At 64.3% G+C, this 13,630-nt stretch carries 12 protein-coding genes, 1 pseudogene and 1 riboswitch; of the genes and pseudogenes, 8 read left to right on the top strand and 5 right to left on the bottom strand.

Annotation, left to right across the window (positions count from 1 at the left end):
- Both VEI45_RS22755 and VEI45_RS22750 read left to right on the top strand, forming a co-directional pair.
- The coding region (locus VEI45_RS22755; RefSeq protein ID WP_324856785.1) for an SDR family oxidoreductase at positions 1-229 on the top strand (229 nt) is incomplete at its 5' end.
- Complete coding sequence (locus VEI45_RS22750; protein ID WP_324856784.1) at positions 226-1,116, top strand: alpha/beta fold hydrolase; 891 nt, start codon at positions 226-228, stop codon at positions 1,114-1,116. The genes VEI45_RS22755 and VEI45_RS22750, both read left to right, overlap by 4 nt.
- Before the next feature lie 4 nt (positions 1,117-1,120).
- Here the strand turns inward: VEI45_RS22750 and VEI45_RS22745 are convergent, their stop codons facing one another.
- From VEI45_RS22745 to VEI45_RS22735, 3 genes are all read right to left on the bottom strand, one after another.
- Positions 1,121-2,650 carry an LCP family protein gene (locus VEI45_RS22745; protein ID WP_414687566.1) on the bottom strand — a complete coding sequence of 510 codons (1,530 nt, stop codon included), beginning with the start codon at positions 2,648-2,650 and terminating at the stop codon, positions 1,121-1,123.
- A gap of 254 nt (positions 2,651-2,904) precedes the next feature.
- Positions 2,905-3,651, bottom strand: coding sequence for an MBL fold metallo-hydrolase (locus VEI45_RS22740; RefSeq protein ID WP_324856783.1), 747 nt, complete (start codon positions 3,649-3,651; stop codon positions 2,905-2,907).
- 45 nt (positions 3,652-3,696) lie between these two features.
- Entirely contained in the window at positions 3,697-4,812 is a 1,116-nt protein-coding gene (locus tag VEI45_RS22735) for a phosphotransferase (protein ID WP_324856782.1), read from the bottom strand.
- Positions 4,813-4,950: 138 nt separating this feature from the next.
- Here VEI45_RS22735 and VEI45_RS22730 point away from each other — a divergent pair, with 138 nt between their 5' ends.
- The 6 genes from VEI45_RS22730 (at position 4,951) to VEI45_RS22705 (ending at position 12,350) form a co-directional block, all read left to right on the top strand.
- On the top strand, positions 4,951-6,384 hold the full coding sequence (locus VEI45_RS22730; RefSeq protein WP_324856781.1) for a wax ester/triacylglycerol synthase family O-acyltransferase: 1,434 nt from the start codon (positions 4,951-4,953) through the stop codon (positions 6,382-6,384).
- A gap of 309 nt (positions 6,385-6,693) precedes the next feature.
- Positions 6,694-7,047 (top strand): DUF732 domain-containing protein, encoded by a 354-nt coding sequence (locus VEI45_RS22725; protein ID WP_324856780.1) that lies wholly within the window; start codon positions 6,694-6,696, stop codon positions 7,045-7,047.
- Positions 7,048-7,331: 284 nt separating this feature from the next.
- Entirely contained in the window at positions 7,332-8,480 is a 1,149-nt protein-coding gene (solA, locus tag VEI45_RS22720) for an N-methyl-L-tryptophan oxidase (protein ID WP_324856779.1), read from the top strand.
- The gene (locus VEI45_RS22715; protein WP_324856778.1) at positions 8,477-9,724 is read left to right on the top strand and encodes an NAD(P)/FAD-dependent oxidoreductase; all 1,248 of its coding nucleotides are present in this window, start codon (positions 8,477-8,479) and stop codon (positions 9,722-9,724) included. Before solA ends, VEI45_RS22715 begins: the two co-directional genes overlap by 4 nt.
- A 583-nt stretch (positions 9,725-10,307) precedes the next feature.
- On the top strand, positions 10,308-11,480 hold the full coding sequence (locus VEI45_RS22710; RefSeq protein WP_324856777.1) for a MinD/ParA family protein: 1,173 nt from the start codon (positions 10,308-10,310) through the stop codon (positions 11,478-11,480).
- Between the two features lie 165 nt (positions 11,481-11,645).
- Positions 11,646-12,350: a polysaccharide deacetylase family protein gene (locus tag VEI45_RS22705; RefSeq protein WP_324856786.1), complete on the top strand. Its 705-nt coding sequence runs from the start codon at positions 11,646-11,648 to the stop codon at positions 12,348-12,350.
- A gap of 7 nt (positions 12,351-12,357) precedes the next feature.
- On the opposite strand, the pseudogene VEI45_RS22700 reads toward VEI45_RS22705, so the two are convergent.
- A pseudogene (locus VEI45_RS22700) lies at positions 12,358-12,810 on the bottom strand (helix-turn-helix domain-containing protein); the annotation flags it as partial.
- Between the two features lie 302 nt (positions 12,811-13,112).
- A riboswitch (SAM riboswitch) is annotated at positions 13,113-13,223 on the bottom strand.
- Between the two features lie 25 nt (positions 13,224-13,248).
- Positions 13,249-13,630: hypothetical protein (locus VEI45_RS22695; RefSeq protein WP_324856776.1), on the bottom strand; the 382-nt coding region annotated here is incomplete at its 5' end.

Here is a 13,630-nt window from a genome sequence, read left to right as displayed (position 1 = left end):
AAGTATCAAGTCCGGAATCACCGATGCCACAGCCGGATACATCCCTGCGGACGCGGACTGGACGCTGTTCACCCGGCTGATGCCGATCATGCCGACCACGCTGGAATCCAGCGGCGCCGGGATGGCCGACCCGGCGGCCGTCGCCGGCGTCATCGCGATGTTGGTGTCCGACGACGGCGCGTTTATCACCGGCACCGAAATCCGGGTCGACGGCGGAACGCACGCGTGAGCACCAATGTCACCTACGAAGGCACGTTGCGTGAAATCACTACCGACGCAGGCGTTCTGCGCTATCACGAGGCAGGACTAGTCGAGACGGGACCGCCTTTAATACTGCTGCACGGTTCCGGCCCGGGCGTGACGGGGTGGCGCAACTTCCGCGGCATACTGGGCGCGTTCTCCGAGTTCTTTCGGTGTCTGATCCTGGAGTTCCCCGGCTTCGGCGTCAGCGACGATTTCGGTGGCCACCCGATGATCACCGCACTGGATGCGTTGGTGCGCTTCGTCGATGGGCTCGGCCTGGACACCGTCGACATCGTCGGCAATTCGATGGGCGGAGGTGTCGCGCTCAACTTCGCGATCGCTCATCCCGAGCGGGTGCATCGGTTGGTGACCATCGGCGGCATCGGCCGCAACATCCTCAGCCCGGGACCGCCGGAAGGCATCCGGCTGTTGCAAGAGTTCACCGACGACCCCAGCCGGGAGCGGCTGGTCCGCTGGCTGCATTCGATGGTCTACGACCCGGCAACCGTGACCGAGGAACTCATCGAAGAGCGGTGGAGTCACGCCACCGATCCGGCGACACTGGCCGGGGCGCGGCGGATGTACAGCAGTGAGTCGTTCGCGCAGCTGACCAAGGCCATGGAGTCGTCCAAGGGACCGCAGCCGTGGGCGATCATGCACCGGGTCAAGGCGCCGACGCTGATCACCTGGGGCCGCGACGACCGAGTCAGCCCGCTGGATATGGCGTTGATCCCGATGCGCACCATCCCAAACGCCGAATTGCATGTGTTCCCCAACTGCGGTCACTGGGCGATGATCGAGGCGAGAGAGGCCTTCGAGAGTGCCGTGTTGGCGTTCTTGTTGCGGAAGGACGAGAACGCCGCGGTGACCTGACCAGTTAATTCACACAGGGCACGCCGCCGCCGTCGATCGGTGGACCCTGATTGGGGGTCGACTCAGTGGTGTCGGTGCTTGATTGATGGTAATTGTAACCGTCGGAAAGGCTTGAGGCCGTGGTCGATTCGTCCTGGGAAGGCACAGAGTAGTTGTCGTCGACGATGACTTTGACATGGCCGAACTGCAGCGTCCGATTCGGTTTGTCGGGCGCATCGATGCCGAGCAGGCTCGCTACTTCGCGTGCGTCCGTCTGGGCATCGGGTGCGTACTCGATCGTGGTGGCAGTGGGTTCACCGCGAACGCGGTCGCGTATCGCCCCGGTGGCGTAGCCGTCATGGTTCAGTGTGCGCGCCAGTCGGCTGGCGAGCCCGCTCGTGTTGCTGGCGTTGATCACGTCCACGACCGTCGACGGGCTGGGTACGGCCGCGGTGGTCGTCGGGGTGGCCACCGAGGAGCTCCCGAACGCAGCGGCCACTTCGGCCTTGATCGCGGCGGGGTCGATGATGTTGACGTCTTGACCGTTGATGTTGTCGTAGCGCACCACGGGCAGCGTCCGGTATTCGATAGAGCCGCCCGCCAGCGCGCCCATGCGGCGGAACTGGTCCTCGTCCCAGCCCGACGATAAGACGACGTCCTTGCGCGCCACCCCCATCAGGCTCTTGAGCTTCCCCAGATCGGTGAAGGTGCCCGCATCCTGAAGCTGGCGCATGACTGCGGACAGAAAGGCCTGCTGACGGTGAGTGCGGTCCAAGTCGCCATTTTCCAGGCCGTGCCGCTGCCGGACGAACGCCAGCGCCTGCTCGGCGTCCAACGTTTGCCGTCCGGCCGGGAAATCGGCCCCGGAATACGAGTCGTACACGGCATGCTTCAAACACACGTCCACCCCGCCCAGGCTCTGGGCCAGGTCGTAGAAACCGGCCAGATTGACCTCGGCGAAGTAGTCGATGGGCACCCCGGTCAGGTTCCGCACCGCCTTCAACGTCGCAGCGCGGCCGGCTTCGCGGCCCTGTGTCTCCAACTTTTTCTGGTCGCTCACTCCTTTGTCGGTGAGTTTCTGCTCGACGTACTGCTTGGTGAGTCCGTAGGCCTCTTTGATCTTGATGTGGTTGTAGCCGGGCACGCCGGTGAACGGCACCCAGTCGTCGCGCGGGATCGAGAACGCGGTCACCTGCTCGTCGGCGCTGACATGCGCAAGGATCAGGGTGTTGGTGTTGTAGCCGCCGTCGTCGGAGTCGCCGGCGTGCAGGTGTTTCAGCACGCGCCACGGCAGGTCGTCGCCGTTCTGGTCCTTCCGCGAGTCGAGCCCGATGAGCAGGATATTCATCCCGTCGCCAGTGGATTTCGGATCTTCGGAACGCAGCGCCTGCGAGACGGTGATCCCGCCCAGCATGCCGTGGGCCATCCACCATCCCGACCCGGTCGCCACCACCACGACGAAGGCCACCAACGCGAAGAAGGCACCGATAAACCCGGGGCCCTGCACCGCCGGCGGCGCCGCACGATGGCGGTGCTTAGCGCTGGATCGCTGCAGGTCTCCCACCACAACCTCGACTGTCTATGGGTGCCGCGCTTGACCCCGGGTTGCAATTTGCGCGGACTACGTTAAGAGCTTGGCGTCTAGTATGCGGCAGCTTGCTGTGCAACGCGTTGTGAGCCAACTAACGCCGGTGAGTTTACGAGACCGTCAAAACAACCGCTAGCAGCGACAACACCTCGTGACGGGTCATCTTGCTCGACTAAGAGAAGCGTCTAGTTGTGACCAAATCGTGGTCCTGATTCGTCTGGCTACAGCTCGAGAACTGCCCCGTCGGTGGCTGAAACAGCCGCGGCGAACCGAGCCTGCGCGGCGGCCGCCGTGCGCTCGGGCACGCCGGGGAGGGGGTGGTTGTGCGTGAGCAGGAGGCCTGACACACCGGTCTCGACGGCGATGACGCCGACCTCGTCACCGGAGGTGTGGCCGCGCTCGGCGTCGACCGGCTCCCACGCCTCGTGCAGCAGCGTGCTCACGCCCGCCACGTGGCGGATGGTCTCCGGGTCGAACTCGGTGTCGGTGCAATAGGCCAGACGGTCACCGACCCGGAAGCCCGCGGAGGGCAAAGTGTGCCGGGTCTGCTCCCAGGTTTCGATCTCGTGACCGGCGAAGCTCAACGTGTCCCAACCCAACTCCGCCCAGCGTGCCGACGCCACCGGCGAGGCCGTCTGAAATGGCGAGGCGAGAAGCCGATCCTCCACGATCGATCGGGTGGGCCGGCCGTAGCACAGCGAGCCGGGGCCCGCAATCGTCAGTTCTCGGCCGCCCAGGCCGCGCGCGCTGACGAAGCCGAGCCCGGTTACGTGGTCAAGGTGGAAGTGGCTGAGCACCACCGTCACCGTTTCGACGCCATCCAGCAGAGCAGGGTTGATGTGCAGCGCGCCCAGACCGGTTCCGGCATCCAGCACCAGGGCTTCGGTGCCGGCGGTGATCAGGTAGCAGCTCGTCTGCCGGGAGCTGGTGGGAATCCATCCGCCGCTACCGAGAACCGTCAACCTCATGGCTAGAGAACCTACGACCGGCAGCGCGCCGATCTAGCGTTGGACCTACGACAGCGACTGCTTGAGTGCGGCAACGGTCTCGAGATCGGTCAGTGCCGCGACGCCGCGTTTAACGCCTTCCATTGCGATGCTCTCGTGCTGCATGCCGCCCATCCCGGCGGTGATCAGCGGTGCGACGTAGGCGTAAAGCGAGCCTTGCCGATAGCGCAGCCACAGCTCGTCGGGGTCCAGCTCGGGGCCCCCTGCGGCCGCCAGGGCTCGGCGATAGACGGCGAGCAGGTCGCGTTCGCAGGTCTGACGGTCGGCCGTGGTCATGCCGGTGATCAGCGTGTAGGCCAATTCGCGACCGGGGTGCCCGCGGCGAACAGCCTGCCAGTCGAGTAATCCGGCTTCGCCGTTTCGGAAGTAGACGTTGCCGGGATGCGCGTCGCCGTGCATCACCGTATTCGGTTCCCTGTCAATTACTTTCGCGACCGCGCGATAGTTGTCGACGATGAACCGACCGTCTTCGACAGGAATGGAGGTTCGCTCGGCCAGTCGGCGAGCCGAGGTGTTCAACAGCGAACCGGTGAGCAGTGACGTGTGGTCGCCCGACGCGGAGTACACCCATCCCGGCAGACGTCCCCAGAACGTCGCGTGCAACCTGGCCAGCAGCTCGATGATCATGCTCGCCTGATCCTTGTCGAGCGGATGCAGGGTATCCGGGAACTCGCAAGCATCGACCGCCAGGTCTTCGAGTACGAGCACGTAGCGACCGGTCAGCGAGTCGAACGCCGACCCGTAGGCCGTCGGGACGCCGGTGAGTTGTGGCGACAGCTCGCGGTAGAACAGCACTTCGGTTTGTGCTAGCCGGCCCAGTTCACCCATCAGCCGGGTGGCGACGGTTTCGGCAGGCATCTTGACAAACACCGAGGCCGGACCGTCGCCGGTCAGTCCCAGACGAGCTCGCGACGACGTGCCGGCGTCGCCACCGATCACCGACACCGAAGTCACCCGGCGCCCGATGATTTCCGAGAGCGACGGGGCGTCGAGGTCGCCGATTGTGCGTGGCAACGACCGCAGTCGACCGATGACGGCATCGGTTGCCACGCGCTGCACTCCGCGACCCAGATGCGCCGCCAAGCCGAGAACCGGTACTACCCGACTCGTGGAGTAGGCCATCGGTCACCCCTTCCGCCCAGCGATCCATCTTTACAAAGAGACGACATTCTGTAAAGTTTTGCCGAAGCCACCCGGCGAGCGTTTGCACGAGGTCAAATGGGGCATGGCCGTGGCCGGCGTTGACACGCGGGGTGGGATGTGAAGCGGCTCAACGGCGTGGACGCCCTAATGCTGTACAGCGAAACACCCGAGATCCACATGCACACTCTCAAGATCGGCGTGCTCGACGTGTCCAGTGTGGAGGGCGGATTCACTTTCGATTTGCTCCGCCAGGTCGCGTATCCGCGGCTGATGGCGTTGCCACCGCTTCGATTTCAGCTGGTGGACATCCCGCTGAAGCTGCATCACCCGATGTGGGTGCAGAACCCCGACATTGACCTGGACTACCACCTGCGCCAGGCCTGGGTACCCGCCCCGGGTGGCCGTCGTGAGCTCGACCAGTTGATCGGCGAGATCGCGAGCACCCCGCTGGACCGCAGTCGACCGCTGTGGGAGATGTACGTCGCCGAGGGACTGGCCGAAAACCGGATCGCGATCATCCACAAGGTGCACCACGTGTTGGCTGACGGCGTCGCCTCGGCCAACCAGATGGCCAAGGCGTTGGAGCCGCACCAGCCCGCACACGTCCCGCTGCACAGCTCGGCTGGCCGGCCGCCGACGCGCGCGGACTTGCTGCGGGCGGCCACCCGCGACCATGTGCGACTGATCCGCAAACTGCCTCGGCTGGTGAAGGAAACGGCTACCGGGGTTACGCGTGTGCGGCGGCGGTCCAAGGAACGTGGCGCACATCCCGACCTTGCCCGCAACTTCGCCCCGCCGCAGTGCTTCGTCAACCACCGCGTGACGCCGGGGCGGCGGTTCGCCACCGCACCGCTGGCGCTGTCCGATGTCAAGGAGACCGCCAAGCACCTCGGGGTGACGCTCAACGACGTCGTGTTGGCGATGGCCGCCGGCGCGTTGCGTCAGCTGCTGCTGCGCTACGACGGACACGCCGACTCACCGCTGATCGCCGGTGTGCCGGTCAGTTACAACACCTCCCCGGACCGCCTAGACGGCAACGAGTTCACCTACATGACCCCATCGCTACCGGTTCATATCGACGACCCGCTGCAGCGGGTGGAGCTGACGTCGATGGCGACCAAGATCGCCAAAGAGAATCACCAGTTGCTCGGGCCGACGTTGCTGCCGGCCTGGCTGTCCTACCTTCCGCCGGCGTTTGCGCCGCGTTTCTTTCGGACGCAAGCCCGACGCGTCGAGTCGGCCAGCGTGATGAACTTGACGATCTCCAACGTGCCGGGTCCGCGGGAGCGCGGTCACATCGAGGGCGGAACAGTCAGTGAGATCTACTCCGTCGGGCCGGTGGTGGCGGGGAGTGGGCTGAACATCACGGTGTGGAGCTACGTCGATCAGCTGGCCATCTCGGTGCTGACCGACGATGTCACGCTCGTCGATCCGCACGAGGCCACCGACGCAATGATCGAAGCCCTCACCGAAATTCGAAGAGCTGCAGGACTTTCCGATCAGCTTCGGCCGCTGGGTGCGGCCCTTCCGCTGGCCGCGGCGGCAAGCTGACTTGGGGACGTCCGGGATCTGTTGGGCTGCAGGGTCTTTGGCCGGGCCGAGCGATGGCATAGGTGTCCCTTGTGATGTGGTGGCGGGCTGCGGCGGCTCCGGCGAAATCGTCCGGCCTGCACCTGGACAGCACCATCGGCTTTACAGGTCTGTTGAATATGTCAGGTTTTGTGACACCGCACAGGTGCCTCGTCCGACATGTCGGAAGTCCCGCTCCGAAAGTCATGGGCAAGGCCCCCTCGTAACGGAACAGATCATCTGGCCTGCCGCTACTTCTGCAATATGTCAGCGACGGTGTCAAACTCAACCATGGCTGTGGATCCGTTCCGTCCGGTTTTCGTCGCTGCTGCAGCCGTCCTGCTAGCGGCAGCCACCGCTCACGCCGATAATCTCGACGACCAGTTTTTGGCGTTGCTCTCAAAAGACGGGATTGTCGGTCCTCCGGATCAGATGATCGCCGTCGCGCATGAACGCTGCGATGACGCTGGTCTCTCACATTCCGGCTTATTTATTCCACACTTCGGCGAGCAGCCAAGCCCGTTCTTGTACGCCATCAAGCACATCTACGACGAGCTGGAATCGCAGGGCGTGACGAGTGGGCAGGTGGTGCAGTTCATGGGGGACGCCATCGCCGTGTACTGCCCGGACCAAAAGGGCAGGTGAGCCGTTGCCCGGCAAGCCGCCTACCAAAGCGTCATCGCCACCAGACAGCAGACTGACTGCCAACGTGGCCGCGAGCAGCGAACAGCCAGCCCGGGGGTTAGGCGATTGTCCGTCAGGGTTTGCATGATCCGCGCGTTAAACGGCCATGCGGCCGACTGCTTTGCACTGCCAGCACTCGTATCTTGGCTGACGAGGGTCTACATTTTGACGCGCGTTGCATCGAGGACATAGCACGTCGCGGGTACCAGGATCCTAAGATGGCATTGATCTGGAGGTAACTCGACATGGTCAGCACAACAACGGGTTACGACGTCATCGTGGCGGGATTGGGCGGTATGGGAAGTGCCGCCGCCTATCATCTGGCCGCCCGAGGACGCCGGGTGCTCGGCCTGGAGCGGCATGAGCCCGCCCACGACAAGGGATCCAGCCACGGCGGGTCTCGGATCATCCGCCAGGCTTATTTCGAGGACCCCGGTTATGTTCCGCTGTTGCTGCGCGCCTACGAGCTGTGGGAGAAGCTGGCTGCCGACTCCCAACGTGACGTTTACCGACTCACCGGGGGCCTTTTCATCGGGCCACCGGACTGCCTGATCGTATCCGGTAGCCTGCGCGCCAGCCGCCAATGGGATCTGCCGCATGAGTTGCTCGACGCCGCCGAGATCACCGCCCGGTTCCCAAACTTCACGCCCCACCCCGAAGATATCGCGCTCTACGACGCCAAAGCCGGGTTCGCACGACCGGAGTTGGCGGTGCGCGCACATCTTGAAATCGCCGAAAAAGCGGGGGCCACACTGCAATTTGGCGAACCCGTGCTGGATTGGAACCAGACCGCCGCGGGGATGCGGGTCATTACGGGTCGTGGGTCGTACACCGCTGGGCAGTTGGTGATCTGTCCGGGCGCCTGGGTCCCGCAGGTGCTGGGTCAGTTCGGTGTTCCCATCACGGTGGAACGTCAGGTGATGTACTGGCTGGACCCGATCGGCGGTGTTTCGGGGTTCGAGGATCACCCCATCTTCATCCACGAGAACACCTTCGGCGTACACACATACGGCTTCCCGGCGATCGACGGACCGCGGGGCGGTGTGAAAGTCGGCTTCGCCGGCAACGGCATCGCCTGCACGCCGGACACCATCGACCGGGTGGTGCACGAGCGGGAAATCAGCGCGATCAGGGCGCGGGTCGTTGAGTTGTTGCCGGCGCTGGCGGGCAAGTGCCTGCACGCGGCGACTTGCATGTACTCCAACACACCCGACCGGCACTTCGTGATCGGGCGCCACCCGCAATGCGCCGACGTCATCATGGCATGCGGATTCTCCGGGCACGGCTTCAAATTCGTTCCGGTGGTCGGCGAGATCCTTGCCGACCTGGCCATCGATCGCGGGACCGACCACCCAATCTCGATGTTCGACCCGCAGAGATTGCCGACCGCATGAGCGATCCCACGCGTGTCCTGGTTCTCGGGTCCGGGTTTGCGGGTCTGTGGGCGGCGCTCGCGGCGGCCCGGCGGCTCGACGAGCTTGGTGTGGCGCCCGGAACCGTCGATGTCACGATGGTCAGTTCCACGCCGTACCACGACATCCGCGTGCGCGACTACGAGACCGACCTGAGCCCGTCCCGCATCCCGCTGAGCGATCTTCTCGATCCGGTCGGAATCAAGCACATCGTCGGCGAAGTGACGGCGATCGATGCCCCGGCGCGGATCGTGAAATCCACCGCGGGGGCACACGGCTACGACCGACTGGTGCTCGCGGTGGGCAGTCAGGTGGTCAAGCCCGACATCCCTGGCCTGCGGGAGTTCAGTTTTGACATCGACACCCACGACGCAGCGACCAGGCTGCAAGCCCACCTACGCCGGCTTGCGGAGGGCCCCGCTGACCCGGCGGCGGCGACAGTAGTCGTCGTCGGGGCGGGTTTGACGGGGATCGAAGAGGCGACCGGGCTGCCTGCGATGCTCGCCGACAACTTTGCGGCGCGTGCGGTGGCACCGCGGGTCGTCCTGATCGACCACAACCCGTTCGTCGGCTCGGACATGGGCGTATCGGCGCGACCGATCATCGAGGCAGCGCTGGCCCAAACCGGGATCGAGACCATGTTGGGCGTCGGGGTCGCCGCCATCGACGGGCGCGGCGTGGCGCTCTCCTCGGGTGAGTTGGTTGCCGCCGCCACCGTCGTCTGGTGTGCCGGCATGCGGGCCAACCCGCTGACCGCAGATTTCGGGGTCGACCGTGACCGGCTCGGTCGACTCCCGGTCGACGATTATCTGCGGGTCTGCGGTGTGCCCGCGGTGTTCGCCGCTGGTGACGTCGCCGCCGCAAAAATGGACGACAAGCACGTGTCGGTGATGTCCTGCCAGCACGGCCGCCCGATGGGCCGATGGGCGGGATACAACGTCATTAGCGATCTCCTGGGCAAGCCGATGAAGCCGTTGCGGATCCCTTGGTATGTAACGGTTCTCGACCTAGGACCGGCAGGCGCGGTATATACCGAGGGCTGGGACCGCCACGTGGTCGCCTGCGGCCAGGAGGCTAAAGATACCAAGCACACCATCAACACCCGGCGTATCTATCCTCCGTTGAACCGCGACCGCGACGCATTGCTGGCCGCTGCCGCAGCCGAACTGCAGGCCGCGCCCTTGCACGGACCGTCGCACCACGCGGAGCCGCCCATTGGCTACTAATCGCGCTGATGACTCCTGGCGGCGGGTCTGTCCCACCTCGAGGCCGAATACGGCGGCCACGGACAGACGTTCGTAACCGCTTGTTGGATGATTCCTTGCGACTTGCTCGGGCCCACGCCCTGCTGTTCACCCAGACGAACGTTCGATGCGAAAACGGGCTCTACCAGGCAATATGCGGGAAGAAGGGCTGAGCCTCCTGTCAGGATTGACCTCTTCTGACGGGGGAGCGGGGGAGGGCGAGAACCGGCCCGCTGGATACACCACCGGTACACCGCCCCCACATGGTTGATGGGGCGATCCCCTGCTGCCGGCCACGAGCCCGCCGCCTACCCCCGTAGCGATCAGCCACTGATCGGGCGATTCGGGCCCCTTGACCGCGCGGTCACAGTATTGTTCTCCTCCTGAACGAGCCAGGACAGTTGCCCAGCTTCCAGGACAAGGTGACGGTCATTGCAAGGGGAACTGCCAACCGTTCGCCGTTGGGCTGGCACTTCGCGAGCTCATCCCGGTTGCTCTCAGTAGTCTGGTTGCGACCAGAATCTCACCGTACCCAACCCTACGAGCAGAAAGCGCACGAACCGGCATGACCACTCCAACCGATTCGCTTCGTCACGAACCGGGGCCGGACGACGGGCGGGTGTCCTCGACCAACGCGGACCAAACCGCCAGCGGCCACCGTGTCGGGCACCAGCGTTCCCACACCGACGACGGCTTGCCCGAAGGGCAAAGGTCCTCAACTGGCACGGATGAATCCGCCGCCGGAGCCCAGCCGGTGCCTCATTCCTACGAGGACGATGGGCGGACCTTCCTGGCCGCTCGCCGGCGTCCCACGGCCGCGTACGGCTGGCGTAAGACGATCGCCAACATCACTGGTGGGCGGATCAATCCGGGACCGAGCGCCGAGCAGCAGCACGCCGCCGAGTTGATCCGCCGGATCCGCGCTTCGCTGGACGGCGTGCACAAGGTCGCGTTCGTCTGCGCCAAGGGCGGTGTAGGTAAGAGCACGATGGCAGTGGCGGTGGGCAATGTCATCGCCCGTGTACGCGGCGATCGGGTGATCGCCGTCGATGTCGACCCCGATCTGGGCGACCTTTCGGCGAGATTCAGTGAGCGCGGCGGCCCGCAGGCCAACATCGAGCAAGTGGCGTCGCTGCAGAACATCGAACGCTACTCGAATGTGCGTGTACACACCGTGGTGAATAACGATCGGCTGGAACTGCTGAGCGCCCAAAACGATCCGAAGTCGACCTACACGTTGGGCCCGGAGGACTACGCGGCCACGATGAAGATCCTGGAACTTCACTGCAATGTGATCTTGCTCGACTGCGGGACATCGATCACCGACCCGCTGTTCAGCAGGATCGCCAGCGATGTTAGCGGTCTGGTTGTGGTGGCATCCCAGGATGTGCGCGGCGTCGAGGGGGCGTTGGCTACCTTGGATTGGCTGTACGCGCATGGCTTCGACTGGTTGCTGCCGCACACCGTCGTGGCCCTGAACGCAACTCGGGACGGCCAAGCGCTTATCGACCTCAAAGTCGTCGAGAACGAATTCGGCAAGTTCGTGTCGGAGGTCTTCAGGGTGCCCTACGACCCGCATCTGGCCGAGGGGGTGGCAGTCGATTTGAGCACCCTCAAGCCACGCACACGCGAGGCTGTGCTCGAACTTGCTGGTGGCGTGGCGCAGCATTATTCCACCAGCCAGGTGCGGCCATACCGCGAGGACGACTTGGGCGCCTGGATCGATATGATCCGCTGAGGCTTGCCGCCCATTGGCGCCGAACCCCTGCACGCCGATCCGGTGTTGATGGTGCGCACCTATGAGCCGCTAGGTGCCGGTCCGAGCCGAAAGTCAAGGCAGACAACGAAAGCTGGGCTCTTTCCTTGCGAGTGCGCCCAGTAGTAGCATTTTGACGTGCGGCAGATAGATCGCCGTATGTTATTGTGCGGAATCGCAATCGGCGTTCTCGCGGCGGTCAGTCGTCCCCTGCCCGCCCATGGGTTTCCGACCAAGCAGCCGCCACCAGGTGTGCTCACCCGGCTTCCCGCTGATGGCAATCAGCTGGCGCTCACCATTGACGACGGTGCCAGCGTGCAAGTGGTGGGCGCGTTCGCCGACTTCTGCCGTGACAGCGGCACCCGGTTGACGTTTTTCGTCAATGGCGCCAACAGCTCGTGGTCGGTCAACGCCCCCGCGCTGCGGCCGATGGTCGACTCCGGTCAGGTGCAGTTGGGTAACCACACGTGGTCGCATGCGGACATCACTCGCATTACGCCCGGCGCCGTCGCCGACCAGATCGGCCGCAACGCTGGTTTCCTGCGCAACACCTACGGCGTCGACGGCACCCCTTACTTTCGTCCTCCCTGGAGCCGGCACACGCCCGCCACCGACCGTATCGCTGCCGACCTGGGCTACACCACGATCACCATGTGGACCGGCGACATCGGCGACTCGGGGCGGGTCAGCGAAGCGGGCCTCGTCGCCGCCGCCAGCAGGTCGTTCCAGCCCCAGCAGATCGTGGTTGGCCACGCCAACCTGCCCACCATCACCCACTGTTTCCCCCAATTGCTCGACATCATCCGCAGTCGCAACCTGCAAACCGTCACCCTCAACGACGTCTTCGGCTGACCTGGCCCGGCCGCGATACCACGACATCCATCTGCCACAGCCCCATGGCCGCCCCGCGTTCCCAGCGTTTCCACTTGCGCGAACGCCGATCCCGTTGCGCTGGGTCGATCATGCCGGCCCGCACCGGCGCCCGATAGGCCGCCGACACCGACGGCAGTGGAGCAACGTTGCGCTTGGCCAGCTCGAACACCAGCCGCCGCGGACCCCAATACGGCCGCGACCGGCGCAACTCCAACAGCGCCGCCTCCACCTCGGCGCCCATCTGATGCGGACACCTCGCCGGCCGATGCGACCGGTCGACAAGCCCGTCTAGGCCCTCGACCTCATAGCGGACCAGCCACGCATGCAGCGTCTGGCGCGACACCCCGACCTTTTCAGCGACCTGCGAAATCGACAGGCCATCACCAATCACAGCCACCACGGCCTGATACCTCTGCTCGGCCACGCTCAACTCCCTCATCGAAGGAGTGTCAAGGATCAGCCGAAACCGCTGTAAAGGATCAACCGAAACACTTGTCAGGCATCACCCGGAACTGAAACGTCAAGCATCAGCCGAGGTAATACAAGATAGTGAGAGCCCCCTGTCAGGATTGAACTCTTCTGGCGACCCAGGTGAGGAAGGCGAAAACCGGCTCTGGCAGCGAATGTTCATCACTGGAGATCACGGGAGATATCTGTAACTGTGGGCAAATTGTGGGCATTTTGTGGGCAGGAACGATTCCGAGGCATTGCAGAACTCCCGAAAGATCAAGCCTCCGCAAGGGAGCGCTCTTGCCAGCACCGGTTGGTGTACGCCGCTTGGTTACCCGGGCCACCCAACGAGCGTGGGGTTGGCGTGCGTCTAGTCTGAGCTTGGCGACGCATCTCGCGAAGCAAAATCAACTCTAGGTGACGTGAATCAGCGGATGATGCGGCGTTGGCGTACGTGGTCGAGTTTCTCGTTAAGCGCCGTCTGCTGATCTTCGATGGCGCGACCGGCGCTGTCGACGGCGTTGTAAACGGCATCGTCGAGTTTGCACAAATCCTCTGCGGACACCTCGGACGAGACGAAAATACAGAAACGAATACAGTCGTCAACCACCGAAATGTCGACTTTCGGCGCCGGATCGAGTTGACGGCGGAACTGTCTGGCTAATGCCTGTATCCAATATTTCGGCCAAGGCGGCAGCGGCCTGAGCTCGTAGACGATGATCGCCTGCTCGCCGTTGTAAACGCCGATGGGCGCCTCGGTGCTGCTGAAGAACGGTCGCGCCGACGCTGGCTTATCGTGCTGTTCGTCC

Source organism: Mycobacterium sp. (assembly GCF_035623875.1).
Classification (GTDB): domain Bacteria; phylum Actinomycetota; class Actinomycetes; order Mycobacteriales; family Mycobacteriaceae; genus Mycobacterium.
This window is presented reverse-complemented; position numbering and strand designations above follow the sequence as displayed.

Bases quoted from the DNA above. Each gene is read 5' to 3' on its own strand.
- VEI45_RS22740 (WP_324856783.1), bottom strand. From the start codon at position 3,651: ATGAGGTTGACGGTTCTCGGTAGCGGCGGATGGATTCCCACCAGCTCC.
- VEI45_RS22735 (WP_324856782.1), bottom strand. From the start codon at position 4,812: ATGGCCTACTCCACGAGTCGGGTAGTACCGGTTCTCGGCTTGGCGGCG.
- VEI45_RS22725 (WP_324856780.1), top strand. From the start codon at position 6,694: ATGGCTGTGGATCCGTTCCGTCCGGTTTTCGTCGCTGCTGCAGCCGTC.
- solA (WP_324856779.1), top strand. From the start codon at position 7,332: ATGGTCAGCACAACAACGGGTTACGACGTCATCGTGGCGGGATTGGGC.
- VEI45_RS22715 (WP_324856778.1), top strand. From the start codon at position 8,477: ATGAGCGATCCCACGCGTGTCCTGGTTCTCGGGTCCGGGTTTGCGGGT.
- VEI45_RS22710 (WP_324856777.1), top strand. From the start codon at position 10,308: ATGACCACTCCAACCGATTCGCTTCGTCACGAACCGGGGCCGGACGAC.